We start from the raw sequence: 22482 nt of genomic DNA, 5'->3' as shown, positions 1-22482 counted from the left end.
CTACTTTTCGACGAAAGCGCGTTCGATCACGTAGTCGCCCGGCGAGCCGATGTGCGGCGAGGCCTTGAAACCGCGCGCTTCGAGCAGCACGCAGATATCTTTGAGCATTGCCGGGCCGCCGCAAATCATTGCCCGGTCGGTGGCCGGATCGAGCGGCGGCAGACCGATGTCTTCGAACAGCTTGCCGCTCTCGATCAGGTCGGTCAGGCGGCCGCGGTTGACGAACGGCTCGCGCGTCACGGTCGGATAGTAGATCAGTTTTTTGCGCACGTCCTCGCCGAAAAATTCATTGGTCGGCAGCTCTTCGGTGATCACATCCTTGTAGGCCAGCTCGCTGACCTGGCGCACACCGTGCAGCAGGATGACTTTCTCGAACCGCTCGTAGGTTTCCGGGTCCTTGATGATGCTCAAAAATGGCGCGAGGCCGGTACCGGTACCGAACAGGTACAAATTTTTACCCGGCAGCAGGTCGTGCAGGATCAGCGTGCCGGTTGGCTTGCGCCCGACCAGCAGTTCGTCGCCCACCTTCAGGTGCTGCAGGCGCGACGTCAGCGGCCCATTGGCTACCTTGATGCTGAAGAACTCCAGGTGTTCGTCGTAATTGGCGCTGGCGATGCTGTAGGCGCGCATCAGAGGACGGCCGTCGACTTGCAGGCCGATCATCACGAAGTGGCCGTTCTCAAAACGCAGGCTTTGGTCGCGCGTGGTGGTAAAAGAAAACAGGGTGTCGTTCCAATGGTGAACGCTTAATACTGTTTCGGTTGCAAAATTTGCCATGTTTATGCCTTGATGATTGATCCAATTACCGCAATGTTACTCTGTTCGGCGAAATCTTACGATTGCGCGCCGGAAATACCACCATGTCGGCAACCGAGCAGGCGAAAAAAATGCCCGCTGTTCGGCGGGCATAAATCCAATTCTTTTAAAGGAGTTGGAGGAGACAAGACCATTATGCTGCACCCGCACATACAATGCCAATCATGGTTTCGAATACGTGATATTGGCTGGATGTATATCTGGCCAAATCCGCCGGCAAATAGCGCCGAATCCGACTCGTCATGACAAATCTTTCCGGCTGCATGTCAAAACGTTGAAACCTCAAAACAGGGGTTTCTGGCCACTGGTGAGCGCCGTAAAATCATCGCCGACGAACGGCAAGATGGCGTCGGCAATCGGTTGCAGCTGGCGCGTCAGGTAGTGCTGGTAGTCGATCGGCGAGCGATGCGCTTCGAGCGGCTCGGGTCCGGCCAGCGTGATCACGTAGCCGATCGTGCCGCCGTTTTGATATTGCAAGGTTCGTCCGTGCAGCCGGTTGAAGTCGTCGGCGATGCGCGCCGCGCGCACGTGCGGCGGCACGTTGCGCTGATAGTCGGCCAAAGGCCGGCGCAAGCGCTTGCGGTACACCAGCAGCGCATCGAACTGGCCGTCGGCGGTGCGCGCGGCGAAATCGCGTACATAGTCCTGGTATGGCTCGCCCTTGAAGATACGCTCGTACAGCGCCTGCTGGAATTGCTGCGCCAGCGGCGTCCAGTCGCTGCGCACCGTTTCCAGCCCCTTGTAGACCATTTTTTCACTGCCATCAGGCGCGCGCACCAGCCCGGCATAGCGTTTCTTGCTGCCGACGTCGAGACCGCGGATGGTCGGCATCAGGAAGCGCCGGTAATGGGTTTCGAACTGCAGTTCGAGCGCATTGTCGAGGTCGAATTCCTGCCGCAGGTAGTGCGCCAGCCAGCCGTTGACAATGCCCGCCAGCGCGCGGCCGATACGCTCGGCTTCTTCTGCGCCATGCGCTTTCCCAAGCCAGACAAAGGTCGAGTCGGTGTCACCGTAAATCACCTGGTAGCCCTGGTCTTCGATCAGTTTGCGCGTCAGGTGCATGATCTGGTGGCCGCGCAGCGTGATCGACGAGGCCAGGCGTGGATCGAAAAATCGGCAGCCGCTTGAACCGAGCACGCCGTAGAACGCGTTCATGATGATTTTCAAGGCCTGCGACAGCGGCAGGTTGTGCTCGCGCTTGGCCGCCTCGCGCCCGTCCCAGACCTGCTTGACGATGGCCGGCAGGCAATGCTTGTGGCGCGAGAAGCGCGCGCCGCGAAAGCCCTCGACCGATCCTCCGGCAGAGACGCCAACGTCACCCTCGCGGCTCGCTTCCACCAGCCCGACGGGGTCGATCAGGAAGGTGCGGATGATCGACGGGTACAGGCTTTTGTAGTCCAGCACCAGCACCGAATCGTACAGGCCGGCGCGCGAATCCATTACGAAGCCGCCGGGACTTGCTTCGCTCGGGATGTCGCCCAGGTTGGGCGCGACATAGCCCTGGCGGTGCATCATCGGCATGTACAGATGCTCGAAAGCGGCGACCGAACCGCCGCTGCGGTCGGCCGCCAGCCCGGTCACGCTGGCGCGCTCGAGCAGGAACGTCAGCAGCTCGGTCTTGGCAAAAATGCGGGTGACCAGTTCGCAGTCGTTCAGGTTGTAGCGCGCCAGGGCCGGCTTGTCTTCGGCGAAGCGGCGGTCGATCTCGGCCATCTTCTGGTAAGGGTGGTCGATCGGGCTGTGGATCGACTTGCCCTCCCCCAGCAGGGATTGCGCCACGTGTTCAAGGCTGAACGACGAAAAGCTCCAGGTTGCCGACTTGAGCGCTTCGATACCGTCGATGATCAGGCGGCCGGCGCAAGCGGCAAAAAAATGCCCCTGCCTGGCGCCGTGTTCGCGCCACTCCATCGCGCTGCCGTCGCGGCCAAGCCGCAGCACGACGCCGTAGGCTTGCGCATGGCGCTGCAGCACGCGTAAATCGAACTGCACCACGTTCCAGCCGATGATGGCGTCCGGATCGTGGCGCGCCATCCAGCCGTTGAGGCGCTCAAGGATCTGCGGGCGGCTGGCGCAGTACTCGAGGTCGAAGTCGACCGGATGCGCGCCGCCGTTGGGCGGGCCGAGCATGTAGACCTGGCGCTGGCCGCAGCCCTCCAGCGCGATCGAGTACAGCTCGCCTTGGGCGGTGGTTTCGATATCGAGCGACACCAGTTTTAAATGCGGCCGGTAGCCGGGCGCCGGTTTCATGTGGGCGTCGACAAGGAGGCCCGCGCTGGAGGGGCCAGGCCCGGGCTTTCCACCGAACCAGACTGGCGCCGTGATGAAACGCTCCATCAGGTAGCGCTCCGGCGGGCGCACGTCGGCCTCGAAGACGTCGACGCCATGGTTGCGCAGCCGCCTCTCGAGCTTTTGCAGGTGCCTGTATTGGGTGCAGTACAAGCCGAGCACCGGCCGGTGGCGGAAGTCGCACAGCGCAAGCGGGCGCAGTTCGAACCCGCCCTCGCCGGCCAGCGCGGCCTCAGCCTGTTCGCGCTGCGCCGCCGGGACGAAGGCCACCGACGAATGGGGTGCAAGGCGCACGCGGCGCGCGCCGGCGTCGGTCGCCAGCCAAAACTCGACCTGCGTGCCGGCGGGGGTGTCAACCCAGTGGCGGGTCAGCAGAAATCCTTGCTGCAGTTGGTGCTGTGGTTCGTACTGTGAGTCGTCCAACGTCCTGCCTCTCAGCGTTGACCTGTGCGTACAACGCAGCCCTTGCGGGCCGTCCCGCGCCCCGCACTGTAAAGCAAGCTCGGCAAAGCTACAACAAGAGCCAGCGACAGGAATGCTGGCATGGCTTGGCGGCGCCAAAGATTTTCCGGATGAGTTCGAATGTTGAAAGAGCGTGATTAATGCCGCTTGCAGGTGCTTGCCACACTGACGCCGGCTTGGCGGCGTTGCTGCCGGCGTCCATCGGCAGCAGGGCAAACAGCGGTGTACGAGTGTACGACGAAGCGCGCCGCGAACACCATGACGGTGAACTGGATCGGCATTTCCACCAGTTCGGCGACGCGCTCGCCCAAGCGCGGAACGAGAAACGAGAAACGATCAACGGCACGCGGATACAGCCCAGCAAAAAGCCGGCGCCGAACACCAGGGCCAAGTAGGCGGCGCCGGCTTTAGCAATGATGGGCATCGTGGTTTCGCATGATTTTTTTCCGTACCTTCCGGTGTCGTTTTCAGGTAAGCGCCAAATGCTGACGGTAACGCATTGCGTACGGAAATTTGGGCGGCGCCCTCTTGAGTTTGCCAGCGGGGCACGGTGTCTTGCAACTTCAAACGCATCGCCTACCTGGGCTGGCCGAACACCTGGGTCCAGTAGACGCGCGGCTGCTCGCCCACGACGTTCGTACCATAGGCGCCGCCCATTTCGGTGAAGCTGCGGTCCATGATGTTGGCGCAGTGGCCCGGGCTGGCCAGCCATCCGGCCATCGCCTCTTCGGGCGAGGCCTGTCCGGCCGCGATGTTTTCGCCGATCCCGCGCCAGCGGTAGCCGGCGCGCACGGCGCGCTCCGCCACCTCGCGGCCATCCTTGCCGTGTGGCCGAAATAGCGCTGCCTGGCAATGTCCTGACTGTGCGCGCGCGCCGCCTCGAACAGTGCTGCGCTCCTTTTGAGGGCCGGCGCGGCGGTAAAATGGCGCTCGCCGCAGTTGCGGTCGATGGCCCGCGCCCGGTTTACCGCGCGCAGGAAAAAATCGAGGGTGTCGCGCGCATCAAGCAGGCGGGCCGATGGCGCTCGCGCTGATCGCGATTGCGCCGGCGCTGGCCGCGCCAGCACGACCAGCCAACTGTCGCCGCTGCGCCGCACGCCGACAGTCGAAAATTGCGCGCTCAGCAGCACCGCAAAGGCGTCGCGCGGGCCTGAGATGGTGATGGCCTGGGCATGGGCCACCGGATAACCGACTCGGTCGAGCGCCTGCTGCAAATAGGCGCCGGGCGCCATCGGCAGCCGGCTTAACGCCGGATGCGGCGCCAGCGGCGCGGCCGGATCTGCCGCCCTGCCGTCGCAACCGTCCGGATCGGCCCGGTAATCGTTGATCAGGTCGACCAGCGACCCGCCATGCTGCGCGTGCGTCGGCACGGCGGCGGCCAGCGCACCCAGGGCGAGCAGGCAACGGACGCGCCAGTGTTCATGGGGCGGTTTTTCAACATGCAAGCCTTTGGCAGGAAAGTGGCGTCAACGCGGACGACAGCGGAACACATTGCGCGGTCGTGGTAGCACCGGCCGGACGTGGCCGGACGCTAGCGGAACCCTACCCGCTATTGCAGGTTCAAGCCATTTTACTTTTGCATTGTTGCATTGGATCGGGACGCACGCCTTCGCGCGCGCCCCTGCTTTCAAGCGGCCAGGGTGGCGCTGTCGATCACGAACCGGTACTTGACGTCGCCCTGAACCATCCGCTCGTAAGCTTCGTTGATCTGGTCGGCGCGGATCATCTCGATGTCGGCAACGATGCCATGCTCGGCACAGAAATCGAGCATCTCCTGGGTCTCCGGAATCCCGCCGATCATCGAACCGGCGATCGACCGGCGTTTGCCGACCAGGTTGAAAATCGAAGGCGAAGGATGCGGCGAGGCCGGCACACCGACCAGCGTCAACGTGCCGTCGCGTTTTAGCAGCGCCGTGAAGGCGTCGAGGTCGTGCGGCGCGGCGACAGTGTTGATGATCAGGTCGAAGCTGTTCGCATGTGCGGCCATGGCCTCGGCATCGCGCGAAATCACGACCTCGTCCGCCCCGAGTTCCTCGGCATCCTTGCGCTTGGATTCCGACGTCGTGAACGCGACCACGTGGGCTTTAAACGCATGGGCCAGCTTGATGCCCATGTGACCAAGGCCGCCAATGCCGACGATGCCGCAACGGCGAGTAGGTCGTGATGCCGGCGCACAGCAGCGGCGCGACGGCGGCGAGCTGCTCTTCCGGATGGCTCACGCGCAAGACATAGCGCTCGTGCACGACGATTTGCTGCGAGTATCCGCCCAGGGTATATCCCGGCGCATCCGGGGTGGGGAAGTTATACGTGCCGATCATGCCGTTGCAGTAGTTCTCCAGGCCTTCCTCGCACTCCTCGCAGTGCCGGCAACTGTCGACAAGGCAGCCAACGCCGACCAGGTCGCCGTTTTTAGAGCCGGACACCTGCGCGCCGACGGCCGATACGCGTCCCACGATCTCGTGGCCGGGAACGCAAGGGTGGAACGTGCCAGCCCGTTCGGCGCGCACCTGGTGCAGGTCGGAGTGACACACGCCGCAATAAGCGATGTCGATCTGTATGTCGTGCTCCCCCGGAGCACGCCGGGTGATCTCCATCGATTCAAGCGGTTTATCAGCGGCATAGGCGCCGTAGGCTTTTACAGTCGTGGAACGATTCCTTTTAATTATTGCAAATAAAACGGGCAAGCGAGTGTCGCTTCCGTTAGGTCCGCCACGGCGGACCGGCCAGGGTCATGAGCATCCGCGATGCAGGCAGACTGACTTCAGACAGCGAGCGGCATCTTCGAAATCAACTTGTCGAGGGTGATTGGATAATCGCGTACCCGTACCCCTGTCGCATTGTAGACGGCATTCGAAATGGCTGCGGCAACGCCGCAAATTCCCAGTTCAGCCACCCCCTTGGCCTTCATGGGCGACGATATAGGATCGGTTTCGTCCAGGAAAATGACCTCCTGATAGGGGATATCCGCGTGCACCGGCACCTCGTAAGTGCCGAGGTCATGGTTCACAAAAAAGCCGAGCCGCTTGTCCACCGCCAGCTCTTCCATCAGCGCCGACCCGACGCCCATCGTCATCGCGCCGATAACCTGGCTGCGCGCGGTTTTCGGGTTGAGGATACGACCGGCCGCGCACACCGCCAGCATGCGGCGCATGCGCACCTCGCCGGTGGCGGCGTCGACGCCGACTTCGACAAAATGGGCTCCAAACGTCGATTGCTGGAAGCGCTTGTCGAGGTCGCCGTATTCGATGAAATCCTCCGCCACCAGGCCACGGTCGCCGGCGGCATCGGCCAGCGAGAGAACACGGCTGCCCGCGCGCACCAATCCATCCGCGAACACCGCCTGCGCCGGGTCGACCCCGGCCTTTTGCGCGACCGCCTCGCGCAGCTTCATGCATGCCGCATACACTCCCGCCGACGAGTTGTTGCAGCCCCACTGCCCGCCCGAGCCGCAGGACGCCGGGAAGCTGGAGTCGCCCAGCCTGACCCGCACCCTGGCCAGCGGCACACCCATCATTTCGCTGGCCGTCTGTGCCAGGATCGTGTAGCTGCCTGTGCCGATGTCCGTCATGTCCGTTTCAACGGTCAGGATGCCGCGGCGGTCAAGACGCACGCGCGCTGCCGACTTGGTGAGCAGGTTGTCGCGAAATGCCGACGCCACACCCATGCCGACGCGCCAGCGCCCGTCGCGCACCGTTCCCGGCTGTGGGTTACGCCGGTTCCAGCCGAAGCGCTGGGCGCCGATCTCGAAGCACTGGACCAGCTGGCGCTTCGAAAAAGGCGGATGGGCAATGTGCATCGGCTTTTTTTCCGACTTCTTCGATTGCGGATCGCTCGATGCGGGCTTTTCCGGATTGTCGGGGACGACCTGGGTGTCGTTGAGGATACGGAACCGGACCGGGTCCATGCCGAGCTTTTCCGCCGTCTCGTCCATGGCGATTTCAAGTGCCGCCATGCCCGACGCCTCGCCTGGGGCGCGCATGGCATTTGCCTCCGGCAGGTCGAGCACCGTCAACAGGTTGGCCGTCATGCGGTGCTCGCCCGCATACAGGGAGCGGGTTTGCGTGGAGGCGCTTTCCGGCTTGCCGTCCGGCAGGTTGCCGGACCAGGCTTCATGCGCGATCGCGGTGATCTTGCCGTCGCGCGTGGCGCCGATGCGGATGCGCTGTATGGTTGCGGCCCGGTGTGTTGTGTTGTTTGGAATCAGCGCCCGTTGCAACGTGAGCCTGACCGGACGCCGGGCCGCTTTGGCGCCGAGCGCGGCGAGCACCGCATCGGCGCGCAGAAACAGCTTGGCCCCGAAGCCGCCGCCGATGTATGGCGATATGACGCGGACCTTTTCTTTAGGCATGCCAAGTGTCTTTGCAAGGTCGCTCACGGTCCATGCGATCATCTGGTTCGACGTCCATATTGTCAACCGGTCGCCGTCCCATGCGGCGATACTGGCATGGGGCTCCATCATCGAGTGAGATTCGTACGCGGTAGTGTAATGGCCGTCGTGCCGGACCGGTGCCGCGGCGAACGCGCCGGTGAAATTGCCGACTTTCGACTCGTCCGCGCCGCCTTCATTGAGCGGCTTGCCCTTGTCCTTGACCGCATCGAGATCGAAGCTGCCGTTTTCGCGAGCGTACTGAACGCGCACGAGATGGGCGGCCGCACGCGCCTGCTCGAACGTCTCGGCCACTACCACCGCAATCGCCTGGTGGTAGTGCTCGATGCGCGGTCCGCCCAACAGCCTTGCGGTATTGTAATCGCCCTTGCCGAGCTTGCCGGCATTTTGCGCCGTGACGATGGCGACGACGCCAGGGGACGCCCTGGCCGCCGACAGGTCCATCGACACGATGCGGCCCTTGGGAATGGCCGAGCCGATGATGTAACCGTGCGCCTGGTTGGCCACGACATCGTGGCGGTCGTGGGCATAGGGCGCGGTTCCGGTGGTTTTCAACGGGCCGTCGATACGGTCGATCGGCTTGCCGATTACCTTGAGCTGGTCGATCGGATTGGTGGTGGCGGGAGTGTCGAATTTCATCATTTATCCTTTCGCGTCGGCGATGACGGCGGCCAGCGTGCGCTCGACCAGTGGAACCTTGAAAGCATTGTCTGGCGTCGTACGCGCGCCTGCCAGCAAGCCGGCGGCAAGCGCCTGGGCGCCGCGCGGCATGTCGCGCTCGGCCGCCTCCACCCGCCATGGCTTGTGCGCGACGCCGCCCAGCGCCACCCTGCCGGTGCCATCGCGCTGCACGATGGCCGCGACCGACACCAGGGCAAACGCATAGGAAGCACGGGCGCGTACCTTGCGGTAGATGTGGACCCCGCCGACCGGACGCGGCAGCGTGACTGCCGTGATCAGTTCGCCCGCCTCCAGGTTCGTATCGATATTGGGCGTAGTTCCCGGCAAGCGATAGAAGTCGGCGATCGGGATGATGCGCGACGTCCCGTTGGGCCGTATGGTCTCGACCTGTGCGTCGAGCAAGCGCATGGCAACCGCCATGTCGCTTGGATGGGTGGCGATGCAGGCGTCGCTCTGCCCGACGATGGCATGCAGGCGGCTGAAACCCCCGATCGCGCCGCAGCCGCTGCCCGGCCTACGCTTGTTGCAAGGCTGGTTGGTATCGTAAAAGTATGGACAGCGCGTACGCTGCAGCAAGTTGCCGGCCGTCGTCGCCTGGTTGCGCAGTTGACCCGATGCACCGGACAGCAGCGCGCGCGTCAGGACGCCGTAGTCGCGCCGCACACGTACGTCCACGGCCAGGTCGGCGTTGCGCACCAGCGCGCCCAGCCGCAGGCCGCCGTCCGGGGTGGCGTCGATCCGGTCGAGCGCAAGGTCGTTGACGTCGATGAGGTGCGATGGTGTTTCGATCTGCAGCTTCATCAAGTCCAGCAGGTTTGTGCCGCCGGCAACGAACCGGGCGCCCGGGATACGTGCCGCGGCCGCCGCGGCGTCGGCGGGCGTGGCGGCGCGCTCGTAGGTGAACGATTTCATCGCCTCACTCCCGCGACCTCGGCAATCGCTGCCTGGATATTCGAATACGCGCCGCAGCGGCACAAATTGCCGCTCATGCGTTCGCGAAACTCGGCGTCGGTGGGCTGCAGCACGGCGTTGATGTCGGCCGTGACATGGCTGGGGCCGCCCTTTTTTACCTCATCGAGCATGGCGACGGCGGAGCAGATCTGGCCCGGCGTGCAAAAGCCGCACTGATAGCCGTCGTGCTTGATGAAAGCGGCCTGCATCGGGTGCAGATTGTTCGGCGTACCCAGGCCTTCGATGGTGGTGATGTCGTGCCCCTCCTGCATCACGGCCAGGGTCAGGCAGGATGTGGAGCGGCGGCCGTCGACAATCACGGTGCAGGCGCCGCACTGGCCCTGGTCGCAGCCCTTCTTGGTACCGGTCAGATGCAGCCGCTCGCGCAGCGCGTCGAGCAGCGTCGTGCGCGGATCGACCATCAACTGGTGTTCGGCGCCGTTGACGCGCAGCCGGACGCTGATGGTGGCGGTGGCAGCGGTGGCAGCGGTGGCAGCACTGGTTGCTGCAGAGGCCGGCTGTGCGGCGGCCTGTGCCTCAGGCGCGAGCCGGGACGCGGCGACCGCGCCGCCGGCAGCCACCGCCGCGCCTTTGAGCAGTTGCCGCCGGTTCGAATCGAAATCGGTCATGGTCCCTCCTTTGCATGTTGACTATGGGAACGCCTCACGCCTTCACTTGCTGAACAGGCGCCCCGGCACTGGCGCATAGAGAAATTTGACCCAAGACGATGATTTTTGGTTCCTGCCACATAGCCCCCCACGTATCCACACGTATAAAACTGTCAGGTACGCCAGCTGAGCGAACGCTTCGATGTCGGCGCCGCGGACCGGGCATGGCGGCACGGCGCGGGCAGATTCACGGGCGAAATCCATCCGCAGTGCGTCCACCCTGTGCAGCAGCGCCTGCACGTGCTTGTCCCTGGCGGCCCAGGCGCGGATCGCCACTTCACAGCGCCGTCGGTCCACGGCACTGTGCGCAGAACTCAAATGTAGGAGCATTCTTACAGTAATCCTTCGTAATTCCTGACATCCGATTCAGATTCTGCTGCTGTCAATAGCGGAGTCATCTTGCAATAATCAAGCTTAGTTCTGACGAGTTCGCTTGCTTTTGCGGTTGCCCGGGTTTCGAAGCTGGCATGGCGTTCGCCATACCAGCCGAACGAGCGTCCGGAGCGGCATGAATCCAACTCGCCAAATATTCTTATTACGTAAGAGTTCATTTGGAGATGACCATGTTCTGTCTTGATGCGACCAAACCACGCCCTCCCATACCCTCCACCGAACACCACTCGCCGACGGAAGCAGGCCGTCAGCGCCAAGGTACACTGTGGTCGAACCTGAAGGAGGTCTGCGACCTGTTGCAGATCGCAACCGCAGTCTCCGTCAACAATGAGGAAGTGCTGTTCCAACACGTCCAGTTCAAGAACGGACAACGCGTGCACACGATAGGACAAGCGCTCGACTACTTGTACGTTGTCAATTCCGGCTTCCTCAAGACCGTGCTGATCGACGAATCGGGCAACGAACAGGTGCTGAGCTTCCCGATGAAGGGCGACTTGCTCGGTATCGACGGCATCAACACGCGCCACTATGCATCGGAAGCGGTAGCGTTGTCCGACTGCGATGTCATCTTGCTGCCGTTCAGGAAACTGATCGCGCTCAGCCACATTCATCCGGCGCTCGAAAACCTCATGTACCGTGTCATGAGCCGGGAACTGGTGCGTGAGCAAGCGATGATCGCCATCCTGGGCGGTCTGAGCGCCGAAGCGCGCGTCGCGCGCTTCCTGGTCACGCTCGCGGAACGCTTCGCGGCAATGGGCTATTCGAGCAAACTGTTCAACTTGCGCATGACCCGCCAGGAAATCGGCAGCTACCTCGGCCTCACCCTCGAAACGATCAGCCGCACCCTGTCCGCCTTTAACGAAGTCGGCCTGATCACGGTCGACCAGCGCACCATCGGCATCAAGGATATTGAATCACTGCGCACGTTGCGCCGCCTGTCTCCACGTGCACGCGCCAGCAAGGGCGGCGCGGCGAAGCCATCAACCCCAGCGCATCTGTCCGGCAGCGCTGCGCCGGCCGCGGATCTCATGCACGATTGATCGCCGGGTTGGCAGCGAACCACGCCGTGGCCGGCAAGCCGAGGCAAAATGACGTTGTGCTGCATACGCCAATGCAGCGCCTCCTGCCACTCGGGAGCGAGCCAATGCGCCACCGCGTCGAAGCCGGCGATTACGCGCGCTGGCAGCCGGGCAGGCACCGCGCAGCACATCGTGCAGGCCGTTGTAGCGCGGGGCGGGCTGTTCGTCCTCTGGCCGCAATGGTAAATTGACCGGATCGATGGACCATGCAAGCCCCGCGCCGACATAGTTGGGCGCGTACTTGAACCTGCCCGTACCCGCGGCAGGACCGGTTTGAAATCGTCCGACGGTCACCCATTCGCCGTTGTCCGGCCGCTGCAAATAGACAAACTGGGTCTTAGAAGTAGTCATCGTCGTCGCCGCTCCCGCGCTTTCGTTTGCTGAGCTTTGCCTTTCGATGCGCAGTGGCCGACCAAAGAAATGGCGCCAGCGCGGGCGTTGCCTCACCAATTACGCCAAGGATCCGCAGCGCCGCCAGGTACGCGCCGGCTCCTGTGCCGGCATCGCCACGTTCCACGCGGCGCAAAGTGGCCTCGGAAATGCTCATGCGCGCGCACAGGTCGGCGGCCGTGATGCGTTGACGCAGGCGTTGTGGTGGATGCAGCGGCCCCTGGTGCCCGGGCGTTCTTGCACCAGGGTCGGCAGCGTGTACGTGCCGAACAGCTTCTTGGGCATGACATCCCCTCATAGAAATCAAATTACATCTCGTAATACGATTTCTATAATGGCCTGCAAGGTGCTTTTCGCGTTATGGTTTTCGCAAAAATCAAGCAGCCTAAGGTGAGTACGCCGTTTTGCGCCGCCTCCTCCGCGGCCTGTCGTCCGCCAGTGGGTCCTTGCTTTCTTTGAGCAACAGGCGGCAAGCCTTGGCCTTGACGCAAAAAAAAGCTCCCGTTCGGGAGCTTTTTTCTTACTACTGGCGGAAAGGGTGAGATTCGAACTCACGGTACGCCTAAACGTACGCCAGATTTCGAGTCTGGTGCATTCGGCCACTCTGCCACCTTTCCTGATTCTGTCTTTGCTGCTTCTCGCTTGCCGATGCGAGGACAGAATTATAGCAAACCTGAGGCAAAACGGAAGAGATTTTTTCGCCAACGCTGAAAACGCCGGCCTCTTCCGTATTCGGCCCTCATTCGCCCTTCATGCAGCCGGGCTGAGTCGCTCCAGTCCGGCCATGTACGGGCGTAGCGCGGGCGGGACCACGACGCTGCCGTCGGCTTGCTGGTAGTTCTCCAGCACCGCCACCAGGGTGCGCCCGACCGCCAGGCCCGAGCCGTTGAGCGTATGCACCAGCTCCGGTTTGCCTTGAGCGTTGCGGAAACGCGCCTGCATGCGGCGCGCCTGGAAGGCTTCGCAATTCGACAGCGACGAAATTTCGCGGTAGGTGTTCTGCGCCGGCAGCCACACTTCGAGGTCGTACGTCTTGGCGGCGCCAAAGCCCATATCGCCGGTGCACAGCGACATGACGCGGTACGGCAGGCCGAGTCCCTGCAGGATGGCTTCGGCGTGGCCGACCATCTGCTCGAGGACCTTGTACGATTGCTCCGGATGCACGACCTGCACCATTTCGACCTTGTCGAACTGGTGCTGGCGGATCATGCCGCGGGTGTCGCGGCCGTAGCTGCCGGCCTCGGACCGGAAGCATGGCGTGTGCGCCGTCATCTTGATCGGCAAGTCGGCCAGTGCGACGATTTCATCGCGCACGAGATTGGTCAGCGTCACTTCCGACGTCGGGATCAAATAAAAGGTTTCGCCCTCGCCTTCGGCGCCGCCTTTTTTGACGGAAAACAGGTCCGCTTCGAATTTGGGCAACTGGCCGGTGCCGCGCAGCGAATCGGCATTGACCATGTACGGCGTGGTGCATTCGGTGTAGCCGTGCTCGCCCGTGTGGGTGTCGAGCATGTACTGCGCCAGCGCGCGGTGCATGCGGGCGATGCCGCCCTTCATGACGGAGAAGCGAGAACCGGTCAGCTTGGTGGCGACTTCGAAGTCGAGCCCGAGCGGGCCGCCAACGTCGACGTGGTCCTTGACGACGAAATCGAATGCGGGCGGCGCGCCGACCTTGCGCACTTCGACGTTGCCGCTTTCGTCAAGGCCGACCGGCACCGAGGCGTGCGGCAGGTTGGGGACCGATTCCATGAAGGCGGCCAGCCTGGCCTGCACTTCTGACAGCGACGTTTCATTGACCTTGAGCTCGTCGCCCAGGCCTGCGACCTCGAGCATCGCAGCGCTGGTGTCTTCGCCCTTGCCCTTGAGCATGCCGATCTGCTTGGACAGCGCATTGCGCTTGCCTTGCAAGTCTTCGGTGCGGGTCTGGATCGCCTTGCGTTCGGCTTCGAGGGCATTGAATGCGGCCACGTCGAGCACGTATTTGCGGCTCGCCAGGCGGGTGGCGACATTGCCGATGTCTTTGCGGAGAAATTGAATGTCTATCATATCGGGATGGCCGGGTTGTCGAGTGCGCATTGTACCAAGCCGGCAGCCATTATCAGCGAAGTTTGGCGGGGAGCTCCCGTCGCCGCGTTCGCCAGCGCTGCAATCTCAACGATCCTTAGTTCAGCGCGGCCTTTTGCGCGGCGCTCAGGCGCTGACCCTTGATGACGACGACCTGCATCGTGCTGTCGCTGGCGATGACTTTTGCGGCAAAAGGGGTGACAACTGCGGCGGCAGTAAAACGGGCTGGTTCGGCCGCCGTTGCGTAGCTGACGAAGGTGCCGAAGGTGCCGACAATGGCGGCGGCAAGGAAGAAGGCTTCGGCGTTTTTACGGATGTTCATGGTGTGCTCCCGGTGGTGAAGTGGTTTGGTATGGTTGAACTTTAACCAGTACCGCCCTCCTTCTCCAGCAGCTTGCGATGAAGCGCAGTAAATGCGGGACAGATTGCGAAAAATGCGGAATGAAACCGCGATGACGTCCGTTTCGCGGCAAAAGAGCGAACTAGCTCTGCCTATCCTTGCGCATCCTTGTCGAGCCCGCGCAGCCACGCCAGCTTTTCGGCGATCTTCGCCTCGATCCCGCGCGGCACCGGCTCGTACCAAAGGGGCTCGGCCATGCCGTCGGGCAGATAGGTTTCGCCGGCCGCATAGGCGTTCGGCTCGTCGTGCGCGTAGCGGTACTCGTGACCGTAGCCGAGTTCCTTCATCAGCTTGGTCGGCGCATTGCGCAGGTGGACCGGCACTTCGCGCGACTTGTCCTTCTTGATGAAGGCGACCGCGCGGTTGTAGGCGTTGTAGCCGGCGTTGCTCTTGGCCGCGATGGCCAGATAGATCACCGCCTGGCCCAGCGCCAGTTCGCCTTCGGGCGAACCGAGCCGCTCGTAAGTGGCGGCGGCGTCGTTGGCAATCTGGATTGCGCGCGGGTCGGCGATGCCGATGTCTTCCCATGCCATGCGCACGATGCGGCGCAGCAGGTACTGCGGGTCGGCGCCGCCATCGAGCATGCGGCACAGCCAGTACAGCGCGGCGTCCGGATGCGAGCCGCGCACCGACTTGTGCAGCGCCGAAATCTGGTCGTAGAAATTGTCGCCGCCCTTGTCGAAACGGCGCGAATTGAGCGTCAGCGCGTTGTCCACAAAATGGCCCGTGATGTGGGTGACCTGCGACGTTGCGGCCGACGTCTGAGTCTGCTCGAGCAGGTTGAGGAAGCGGCGCGCGTCGCCATCGGCGTAACCGACCAGGGTGGCGATGGCGACGTCGTCGAACGTCAGGTGCCCCAGCACGCGTTCCCGCGCGCGCGCCAGCAGTTGCAGCAGTTCGGCGTCGGTAAGGGCCTTGAGCACATACACCTGCGAGCGCGACAGCAGCGCCGAATTGACTTCGAACGAGGGATTCTCGGTGGTGGCGCCGATCAGCGTGACCAGACCCGATTCGACGAACGGCAGCAAGGCGTCCTGCTGCGACTTGTTGAAACGGTGGATCTCGTCGATGAAGAGAATCGTGTGCTTGCCGCCGGCCAGGTGGTGCTCGGCCTGCTCGATCGAGGCGCGGATGTCCTTCACGCCCGACAGCACCGCCGACAAGGCGATGAATTCGCACTCGAAAGCGGACGCGGTCAGGCGCGCCAGCGTGGTCTTGCCGACGCCGGGCGGGCCCCACAAAATCATCGAATGCGGCTTGCCCGACTTGAATACCAGGTTGAGCGGCTTGCCGGGCCCCAGCAGATGGCTTTGGCCGATCACTTCGCCGATGGTGCGCGGACGCAGCGCCTCGGCCAGCGGGGCCGCCGGCTCATGCTTGAACAGGTCATCCATGGGCATACCCGCGTGAGCTGCGACGTTGGGAAAAGCGAAATAAACGAGAGGTGCGCATGAACGGGTCGAAGATGCCGGATTGAACGATAGCCGCTAGTTTAATGGAAGTTCACTGAAAGACCGGCAATCGTCCGCGACGGTTCCGCCGGTCCCCTGGGCGCACCTTCAATTATTAAAAACGTCGGCGCCTTTCGGCATCACGAATTTGAACTGCTGGGCCGACAACGGCGGATTTTTTTCGAACTTTTTAAATGAAATCACAGACGTCGATCCGAACGCGTCATGCAGCTCCATCGCTTCCGGCGTGCCGTTGCGCAGGCCGATGCTGATCTGCTCGAAGGTACTGTCTTTGGCCTTCGGCTTGGCGTTGAGCCACTCGAGGCCGCCGCGGCTGCCGGCTTCGCTCAACGTAAAATTCTTGTCGAGGTCGTTGCTGCCGAACAGGATCGCGGCCGGCGACGAGCCCAGCACACTGCCCAGCTTTTTGACCGTTACCTGGTTCAGGTCCTTGTCGAAGATGTACAGTTGCTCGCCGTCGGCCTGCAGCAACTGCTCGTACGGCTTGAGATAGGTCCAGATGAACTTGCCCGGGCGGGCAAACACGAAGGTGCCGGTCGAGACTTGCGCGGCCTTGCCGGTCGCCGCTTTCGTGTCGGATTTCTTCATCTGCTGCTGACTGAACTCGCCGCGCGCGGCATGGGTGCTGGCCACAAAAGTCTTGAACTGTTCCAGCGCGCCGGCGTGGGCCGCGCCGGTGAGCGTCAGCGCGCCGGCGGCAAGCAGCGCCACCAGCGTGAATTTCTTGTTGAAGTTCATTGTCATCCTTGTGTTGATCTGTTCCAGCGTTATTCGGCGCTGGCCGCCGGCACCAGAATGTCCCGGTTGCCGTTCGACTGCATCGACGAAACGACGCCGCTGTTTTCCATCTGTTCGAGCAGGCGCGCGGCGCGGTTGTAGCCGATCCGCAGGTGCCGCTGCACCAGCGAGATCGACGCGCGGCGGTTTTTCAGCACCACCTGCACCGCCTGGTCGTACAGCGCATCGGCTTCGCCGCCGCCCTCGCCCGCCACGGCCCCTTCGGCGCCGCCTTCACCCTCGAGCGTGCCGCCTTCGAGGATGCCATCAATGTAGTTCGGTTCGCCCGTCGTCAACAGATGTTTTACAACTCGATGCACTTCTTCGTCGGACACGAAGGCGCCGTGGACACGCACCGGCATGCCGGTACCGGGCGGCATGTACAGCATGTCGCCCATGCCGAGCAGCGCTTCGGCGCCCATCTGGTCAAGAATGGTGCGCGAGTCGATTTTCGACGACACCTGGAAAGCGATTCGGGTCGGGATGTTAGCCTTGATCAGGCCGGTGATAACGTCGACCGACGGCCGCTGGGTCGCCAGGATCAGGTGCAGGCCGGCGGCGCGCGCCTTTTGCGCGATACGAGCGATCAGCTCCTCGACTTTTTTACCGACCACCATCATCAGGTCGGCCAGCTCGTCGATGATGATGACGATCGTCGGCAGCTTTTCGAGCGGCTCGGGCGAGTCCGGCGTCAAGCTGAACGGGTTGGGGATGTGCTCCTCGCGCTTGGCCGCGTCCAAAATCTTGGTGTTGTAGCCGGCCAGGTTGCGCACGCCCAGTTTGCTCATCAGCTTGTAGCGGCGCTCCATCTCGTTGACCGCCCAGTTCAGCGCGTGGCCGGCCTGGCGCATGTCGGTCACCACAGGTGCCAGCAGGTGCGGGATGCCTTCGTAGACCGACATCTCCAGCATCTTCGGGTCGATCAAGATCAGGCGCACGTCGGCCGGGTCGGATTTGTACAGCAGCGACAGGATGGTCGCGTTGATGCCGACTGATTTACCGGAACCGGTGGTGCCGGCCACCAGCAGGTGCGGCATCTTGGCCAGGTCGGCGATCACCGGTTTGCCGGCGATGTCCTTGCCGAGCGCGATCGTCAGGCTCGAGGCACTGTCGTTGTAAATCTTCGAGCCGACGATTTCGGAAAGCCGCACGATCTGGCGTTTCGGGTTCGGCAGTTCTAGCGCCATGTAGTTCTTGCCGGGGATGGTTTCGACCACGCGGATCGAGGTGAGCGACAGCGAACGGGCCAGGTCGCGTGCCAGGCCGACGATCTGGCTGCCCTTGACGCCCGTGGCCGGCTCGATTTCGTAGCGCGTCACCACCGGGCCCGGATAGGCGACGACGACTTTCGCATCGACGCCGAAGTCCGACAGCTTTTTCTCGATTAGGCGGCTGGTGAATTCAAGCGTCTCGACCGACACCGTTTCCTGGTATGCGGCCGCTTCGTCGAGCAGCGACAGCGGCGGCAAAGGCGAGTCGCCCGGCAGGTCGCGGAACAGCGGCGCCTGCTTTTCCTTCTCGAATTTTTCCGACTTGACGATGACGGGGGCGACATGCGGCTCAATCTTGAGCGCCGGCGCCGCCGCATATTTTTCAACGTGTTTTTCGACGTGCCTGGCGCGTTCGATCACCACCACCTCGTCGCGCTTGACGGCGGCCACTTCGCCCTGCCGGCGGTCTTCGCGGTCCTGGTAGCGCAGGCGGAACCAGTCGATCGACACCTCGATCATGCCGCCGACGCGCTCGGCTACCGCCAGCCAGGAGATATGAAAAAACAGGCTGGCGCCCAGACCGAACAGCAGCAGCAGCAGCAAGGTGGCGCCGGTGAAACCGAAGGCCACGCTCGACGAGTGGCCGATCAGCTGGCCCAGCACGCCGCCTGGCGCGCGCGGCAGTTGCGCTTGCAGCGAGTACATGCGCAGGTATTCGAGGCCGACGCTGCCGGCAAACAGCATCACGAAGCCGCTCCAGCGGATCAGCGCCTCGTGCTGGTGCTCGGGGTCGAACTGCGCTTCCATGACGAACTTCTGGGTCAGGTGGCGGTAGTCTTTCCATACCAGACGCAGGAAGCAGACGCACCACCACCAGGCCGAAAAGCCGAAGATGAACAACAGCAGGTCGGCCAGCCAGGCACCGGCGCGCCCGCCCAGGTTGGCCACCTTGGTGACGACAACGTCGTGCGACCAGCCCGGGTCGGCCTTATTGTACGACAGCAGGATGATGACGAAATATACGAACAGCACTGCCAGCGCGATCCAGCGCGCCTCGGACAGCAGGCGCACCAGGCGGTTCGGCAGCGGTTGCCGGGTGGTCGGCTTGCGCGTGTAGCTGGGGTTGGCGGGGGGGCTGGTTTTTGTCATGCTTGCTTTGTCATACTTGATTTTTCATACGTGATTTGTCATACGCGATTTTTCATACGTGAAGCGTGTGATTTGCTGCATGAATACGATGCGCTCATTCTAAGCCATATGTTGTGCGGCGGGCCCATCATTCATACCGGGACGCATCATCGACTATAATTGCGTACGTCGAGGCTGGCCCTTGATGTCGCTGCGATCGGCCCCATTTCTCTCCATACACAATATCCAGAAGCCCTCCATGACCATTACCAAACATGCCAAAGTCCTGATCCTCGGTTCCGGGCCCGCCGGTTACGCCGCCGCTGTCTACGCCGCGCGCGCCAACCTGAACCCGATGCTGGTCACCGGCATGGAGCAAGGCGGCCAGCTGATGACCACCACCGACGTCGAAAACTGGCCAGGCGACCCGATGGGCGTGCAGGGACCGGACCTGATGGCCCGCCTGCTGCAGCATGCCGAGCGTTTCAACACCGAGATCGTGTACGACCACATCCACACCACGTTCCTCAACGAGAAGCCGATCCGCCTGGTGGGCGACAGCCACGAATTCACCTGCGACGCACTGATCATCGCCACCGGCGCCTCGGCCCAATACCTCGGCCTGCCGTCCGAAGAAGCGTTCATGGGCAAGGGCGTGTCGGCCTGCGCCACCTGCGACGGCTTTTTCTACCGCGGCCAGGAAGTGGCCGTCGTCGGCGGCGGCAATACCGCAGTCGAGGAAGCGCTGTACCTGTCGAACATCGCCACCAAAGTGACGATCATCCACCGTCGCGACAAATTCCGCGCCGAAGCGATCCTGATCGACCGCCTCAACGCCAAGGCGCTCGAGGGCAAGATCGTCATCAAGTACAACCATACGCTCGACGAAGTGACCGGCGACGCCAGCGGCGTCACTGGCGTCAACCTCAGGTCGACCGAGACTGGCGAAGTGACGCCGATGGCGGTACATGGCCTGTTCGTGGCGATCGGCCACAAGCCGAACACCGGCATCTTCGAAGGTCAGCTCGACATGCACAACGGTTACATCAAGACCCGCACCGGCCTCGAAGGCATGGCGACGGCGACCAACATCCCCGGCGTGTTTGCCGCCGGGGACGTGCAGGACCATATCTATCGCCAGGCGATCACCAGCTCCGGCACCGGCTGCATGGCCGCGCTCGACGCCCAGCGCTACCTGGAAAGCCTGGAAGACTGAGGATTGCGATGGCGGGAATCAAAAATTTCGCCGACCTGAAAGCCTTTGGCGACACGCTCAAGGAACAGGATCAGGCGCGCGCGCTCGAAGAAGCCGCGCGCGAAAAACGCCAGCAGGTCGCCCGCGAGGAAGCGAACGTGTTCCGCGGTTCGCTTGGCGGCGTCAAGCCGATTCCCGTGTCGGACCGCTACGTCGCGCCCATGGCGGCGATTGCCGTGCGCGGCGCCCCCGGCAAGGTGCGCACGGTAGAAGAAGACAACGCTAGCGTGATGCGCGAATCGCTGTCCGACCAGTTCGACGTCGACGGCCTGCTCGAGGACGATCCGACGCTCAGTTACTCGGCGCCCGGCGTCGGTGCCGACGTGGTGCGCAAGATGCGCAAGCGGCACTGGCCCGTGCAGGACGAGCTCGATCTGCACGGCATGACGCGCGACACCGCGCGCGACCAGGTGGGCGACTTTCTGCGCCGCGCGATGAAGCGCGGCCTGCGCTGCGTGCGCGTGATCCACGGCAAAGGGTACGGTTCGGCCCGCGGCGAGCCGGTACTGCGTTCGATGGTGCACAGCTGGCTGGTGCAAAAAGACGAGGTCGTGGCGTTTTGCGTTGCCAACAAGGGCGATGGGGGGCACGGGGCCTTGATTGTGCTGCTCAAGCCGGCGTTGGAGCGCCAGCGCTAACGGCGCCGTTCCGCTTCCGCCAGGCTGCCAGATGCGCCCGGCGCAGGGCCGGGCAAGGTGCTAAATACCAACCAGATCGTACCGGCAGCATTGCCTCCTTGATAAATTCGGCGCGCGCGTCGAAGCCAGGAGCAATACACCGCTGTTGCAGCCCGCGAGGTTGCGGGGCCCAAGGCTTCAGTGTCATGCGGCGCCCCTTCAGGGAGTGAGTTTTGCATCCGTCGGTCTCTTGATTGCAGTTTTTTCCTGGACTGCTACTCGGTGCGTTAAGGCAATACAACTCAGCAATAGTATTGCAAAATAGATACTTGAAACAACATTGCTTTTGTGCAATGTGTGGTTGGCGGTTGGCGATGGCTGCTGACGCGCGGCACGAAGCCGGCTGAGGACAAGAGCGGCAAGGATCGGCCCCATGGCGAAACCGGTCGGCTCAAGATTGCTTTCGCGCGCAGCCGGGCATGCCGTCAATCGCAGCCCCGCAAGCGCCTGATGCAGCGCATAGCGCCGGTGGACAAGGAGTTAAGGTATCAGCCTTACGCGCGGCTTCGCCTGCCAGGTGCGGTGAGCGACTGGTTTAACAGAAGGTGTAGTCCTGGCGACTTGGCAACAGCACTGGCAAGCTTGTGGACCGACTACCGTATAAAGGCAACAACATGACGTTTTGTGACTTTCGTCCCGCGCATGTTAGGCTGCAACATCCGCCAACAGCACATCGCACCGCATGACGCTTATTAAGTTTATTGAAATTATGGCGATCCTGGTCGGGGCCTTTTCCGGATTCATCGAAGCGCGGCGCAAGCGCATGGACCTGGTAGGCGTTTTCACCGTCGCCTTCATCACCGCATTCGGTGGCGGCACCTTGCGCGACATCCTGCTCGACCGCCGCCCGCTGTTCTGGGTTACCCATCAAGAGTACGCCATCCTCATCTTCGTGCTGGCGCTGGTCGCCTCCCCGTTGATCCGCACCTTGCGCCAGATGGTGTCTGAACGCCTGATCGTGATCGCCGACGCCATTGGCCTAGGGCTGTTCTCGATTGCCGGCGTCGCCTCGGCGCTGGACGCCGGCATGCCGCTGTTCATCGCATCGATGATGGGCGTGATCACGGGTATTTTTGGCGGCGTGCTGCGCGACATCGTCTGCAACGAAGTACCGATGGTTTTTCGCGACGGCAAACCCTACGCCATCTGCGCTTTCCTCGGCAGCTGGATGTTTCTCATCATGCGCAAGCTCGAGATGCCGCACGACTTCGCGCTCTGGTCGAGCGCGACTTTCATCAGCGCACTACGGCTCCTGAGCTGGAAATTCGACATGCGGCTCGGCCGCTGAACTCGCTAAGCTAACCCTGGGGTCAGTTCCGACATTCAGACACGAGCTCGACACTCAGAGCTTGCTACGCATGGGGCCGTGTCCGAATGTCGGAACT

Annotated in this window: 19 protein-coding genes, 1 tRNA gene and 1 pseudogene; 5 read left to right on the top strand and 16 right to left on the bottom strand. The window is 62.8% G+C overall.

Annotated features, from left to right (window positions below; all coding sequences use genetic code 11):
• Nucleotides 1–777: a ferredoxin--NADP reductase gene (locus tag CR103_RS04440; RefSeq protein ID WP_099914803.1), complete on the bottom strand. Its 777-nt coding sequence runs from the start codon at nucleotides 775–777 to the stop codon at nucleotides 1–3.
• A 321-nt stretch (nucleotides 778–1098) separates the two neighbouring features.
• On the bottom strand, nucleotides 1099–3525 hold the full coding sequence (locus CR103_RS04435) for a DNA polymerase II (protein ID WP_218968443.1): 2427 nt from the start codon (nucleotides 3523–3525) through the stop codon (nucleotides 1099–1101).
• Between the two features lie 215 nt (nucleotides 3526–3740).
• Between CR103_RS04435 and CR103_RS04430 the strand changes: the two genes are divergently transcribed.
• Entirely contained in the window at nucleotides 3741–3959 is a 219-nt protein-coding gene (locus tag CR103_RS04430; RefSeq protein WP_180279270.1) for a hypothetical protein, read from the top strand.
• A 181-nt stretch (nucleotides 3960–4140) separates the two neighbouring features.
• Here CR103_RS04430 and CR103_RS04425 read toward each other — a convergent pair whose 3' ends face one another.
• The 6 genes and pseudogenes from CR103_RS04425 to CR103_RS04395 all read right to left on the bottom strand — a co-directional run bounded on the left by CR103_RS04425 (nucleotide 4141) and on the right by CR103_RS04395 (nucleotide 10527).
• The gene (locus tag CR103_RS04425; protein ID WP_099914801.1) at nucleotides 4141–4503 is read right to left on the bottom strand and encodes a CAP domain-containing protein; all 363 of its coding nucleotides are present in this window, start codon (nucleotides 4501–4503) and stop codon (nucleotides 4141–4143) included.
• A 688-nt stretch (nucleotides 4504–5191) separates the two neighbouring features.
• Nucleotides 5192–6158 (bottom strand): annotated as a pseudogene (locus tag CR103_RS04415) (NAD(P)-dependent alcohol dehydrogenase).
• A 167-nt stretch (nucleotides 6159–6325) separates the two neighbouring features.
• The gene (paoC, locus tag CR103_RS04410) at nucleotides 6326–8590 is read right to left on the bottom strand and encodes an aldehyde oxidoreductase molybdenum-binding subunit PaoC (RefSeq protein ID WP_099914881.1); all 2265 of its coding nucleotides are present in this window, start codon (nucleotides 8588–8590) and stop codon (nucleotides 6326–6328) included.
• 3 nt (nucleotides 8591–8593) lie between these two features.
• On the bottom strand, nucleotides 8594–9544 hold the full coding sequence (locus CR103_RS04405) for an FAD binding domain-containing protein (protein ID WP_099914799.1): 951 nt from the start codon (nucleotides 9542–9544) through the stop codon (nucleotides 8594–8596).
• Nucleotides 9541–10212 (bottom strand): aldehyde dehydrogenase iron-sulfur subunit PaoA, encoded by a 672-nt coding sequence (gene paoA, locus CR103_RS04400; protein WP_099914798.1) that lies wholly within the window; start codon nucleotides 10210–10212, stop codon nucleotides 9541–9543. Before paoA ends, CR103_RS04405 begins: the two co-directional genes overlap by 4 nt.
• 42 nt (nucleotides 10213–10254) lie before the next feature.
• Nucleotides 10255–10527, bottom strand: a complete 273-nt coding sequence (locus CR103_RS04395) for a hypothetical protein (protein ID WP_180279269.1) — start codon at nucleotides 10525–10527, stop codon at nucleotides 10255–10257.
• Between the two features lie 281 nt (nucleotides 10528–10808).
• On the opposite strand from CR103_RS04395, the gene CR103_RS04390 reads away from it, so the two are divergent.
• Complete coding sequence (locus tag CR103_RS04390) at nucleotides 10809–11684, top strand: helix-turn-helix domain-containing protein (protein ID WP_229442805.1); 876 nt, start codon at nucleotides 10809–10811, stop codon at nucleotides 11682–11684.
• A gap of 376 nt (nucleotides 11685–12060) precedes the next feature.
• Here CR103_RS04390 and CR103_RS04385 read toward each other — a convergent pair whose 3' ends face one another.
• The 8 genes from CR103_RS04385 to CR103_RS04355 form a co-directional block, all read right to left on the bottom strand.
• Entirely contained in the window at nucleotides 12061–12270 is a 210-nt protein-coding gene (locus CR103_RS04385; RefSeq protein WP_099914796.1) for a hypothetical protein, read from the bottom strand.
• Complete coding sequence (locus CR103_RS23815; protein ID WP_267873969.1) at nucleotides 12267–12398, bottom strand: hypothetical protein; 132 nt, start codon at nucleotides 12396–12398, stop codon at nucleotides 12267–12269. The genes CR103_RS04385 and CR103_RS23815 overlap by 4 nt, the downstream gene beginning before the upstream one ends.
• Before the next feature lie 242 nt (nucleotides 12399–12640).
• A tRNA-Ser gene (locus CR103_RS04380) sits at nucleotides 12641–12730 on the bottom strand.
• A 133-nt stretch (nucleotides 12731–12863) separates the two neighbouring features.
• A complete protein-coding gene (gene serS / locus CR103_RS04375; protein WP_099914795.1) occupies nucleotides 12864–14159 on the bottom strand; it encodes a serine--tRNA ligase in 1296 nt (431 codons plus the stop codon).
• Nucleotides 14160–14274: 115 nt separating this feature from the next.
• Nucleotides 14275–14499, bottom strand: a complete 225-nt coding sequence (locus CR103_RS04370; RefSeq protein WP_099914794.1) for a hypothetical protein — start codon at nucleotides 14497–14499, stop codon at nucleotides 14275–14277.
• A 170-nt stretch (nucleotides 14500–14669) separates the two neighbouring features.
• Nucleotides 14670–15971 carry a replication-associated recombination protein A gene (locus CR103_RS04365; protein WP_099914793.1) on the bottom strand — a complete coding sequence of 434 codons (1302 nt, stop codon included), beginning with the start codon at nucleotides 15969–15971 and terminating at the stop codon, nucleotides 14670–14672.
• A gap of 165 nt (nucleotides 15972–16136) precedes the next feature.
• Complete coding sequence (gene lolA / locus CR103_RS04360; RefSeq protein ID WP_099914792.1) at nucleotides 16137–16787, bottom strand: outer membrane lipoprotein chaperone LolA; 651 nt, start codon at nucleotides 16785–16787, stop codon at nucleotides 16137–16139.
• Nucleotides 16788–16816: 29 nt separating this feature from the next.
• Nucleotides 16817–19186 carry a DNA translocase FtsK gene (locus CR103_RS04355; protein WP_099914791.1) on the bottom strand — a complete coding sequence of 790 codons (2370 nt, stop codon included), beginning with the start codon at nucleotides 19184–19186 and terminating at the stop codon, nucleotides 16817–16819.
• Between the two features lie 238 nt (nucleotides 19187–19424).
• On the opposite strand from CR103_RS04355, the gene trxB reads away from it, so the two are divergent.
• The 3 genes from trxB to CR103_RS04340 all read left to right on the top strand — a co-directional run bounded on the left by trxB (nucleotide 19425) and on the right by CR103_RS04340 (nucleotide 22385).
• Complete coding sequence (gene trxB, locus CR103_RS04350) at nucleotides 19425–20381, top strand: thioredoxin-disulfide reductase (RefSeq protein WP_099914790.1); 957 nt, start codon at nucleotides 19425–19427, stop codon at nucleotides 20379–20381.
• 8 nt (nucleotides 20382–20389) lie between these two features.
• Nucleotides 20390–21058: a Smr/MutS family protein gene (locus CR103_RS04345; RefSeq protein WP_099914789.1), complete on the top strand. Its 669-nt coding sequence runs from the start codon at nucleotides 20390–20392 to the stop codon at nucleotides 21056–21058.
• Between the two features lie 721 nt (nucleotides 21059–21779).
• Nucleotides 21780–22385, top strand: a complete 606-nt coding sequence (locus CR103_RS04340; RefSeq protein WP_099914788.1) for a trimeric intracellular cation channel family protein — start codon at nucleotides 21780–21782, stop codon at nucleotides 22383–22385.
• Nucleotides 22386–22482 lie beyond the last annotated feature (97 nt).

Origin of the sequence: Massilia psychrophila (assembly GCF_002760665.1) — a bacterium.
Taxonomy (GTDB): Bacteria; Pseudomonadota; Gammaproteobacteria; order Burkholderiales; family Burkholderiaceae_D; genus JAFCUW01.
This window is presented reverse-complemented; position numbering and strand designations above follow the sequence as displayed.

Excerpts from the sequence above, each read along its gene's own strand:
- CR103_RS04440 (WP_099914803.1), bottom strand. The coding sequence starts at position 777 with ATGGCAAATTTTGCAACCGAAACAGTATTAAGCGTTCACCATTGGAAC.
- paoC (WP_099914881.1), bottom strand. The coding sequence starts at position 8,590 with ATGAAATTCGACACTCCCGCCACCACCAATCCGATCGACCAGCTCAAG.
- CR103_RS04405 (WP_099914799.1), bottom strand. The coding sequence starts at position 9,544 with ATGAAATCGTTCACCTACGAGCGCGCCGCCACGCCCGCCGACGCCGCG.
- paoA (WP_099914798.1), bottom strand. The coding sequence starts at position 10,212 with ATGACCGATTTCGATTCGAACCGGCGGCAACTGCTCAAAGGCGCGGCG.
- CR103_RS04390 (WP_229442805.1), top strand. The coding sequence starts at position 10,809 with ATGACCATGTTCTGTCTTGATGCGACCAAACCACGCCCTCCCATACCC.
- CR103_RS04385 (WP_099914796.1), bottom strand. The coding sequence starts at position 12,270 with ATGAGCATTTCCGAGGCCACTTTGCGCCGCGTGGAACGTGGCGATGCC.
- CR103_RS23815 (WP_267873969.1), bottom strand. The coding sequence starts at position 12,398 with ATGCCCAAGAAGCTGTTCGGCACGTACACGCTGCCGACCCTGGTGCAA.
- serS (WP_099914795.1), bottom strand. The coding sequence starts at position 14,159 with ATGATAGACATTCAATTTCTCCGCAAAGACATCGGCAATGTCGCCACC.
- CR103_RS04370 (WP_099914794.1), bottom strand. The coding sequence starts at position 14,499 with ATGAACATCCGTAAAAACGCCGAAGCCTTCTTCCTTGCCGCCGCCATT.
- CR103_RS04365 (WP_099914793.1), bottom strand. The coding sequence starts at position 15,971 with ATGGATGACCTGTTCAAGCATGAGCCGGCGGCCCCGCTGGCCGAGGCG.
- lolA (WP_099914792.1), bottom strand. The coding sequence starts at position 16,787 with ATGAACTTCAACAAGAAATTCACGCTGGTGGCGCTGCTTGCCGCCGGC.
- CR103_RS04355 (WP_099914791.1), bottom strand. The coding sequence starts at position 19,186 with ATGACAAAAACCAGCCCCCCCGCCAACCCCAGCTACACGCGCAAGCCG.
- trxB (WP_099914790.1), top strand. The coding sequence starts at position 19,425 with ATGACCATTACCAAACATGCCAAAGTCCTGATCCTCGGTTCCGGGCCC.
- CR103_RS04345 (WP_099914789.1), top strand. The coding sequence starts at position 20,390 with ATGGCGGGAATCAAAAATTTCGCCGACCTGAAAGCCTTTGGCGACACG.
- CR103_RS04340 (WP_099914788.1), top strand. The coding sequence starts at position 21,780 with ATGACGCTTATTAAGTTTATTGAAATTATGGCGATCCTGGTCGGGGCC.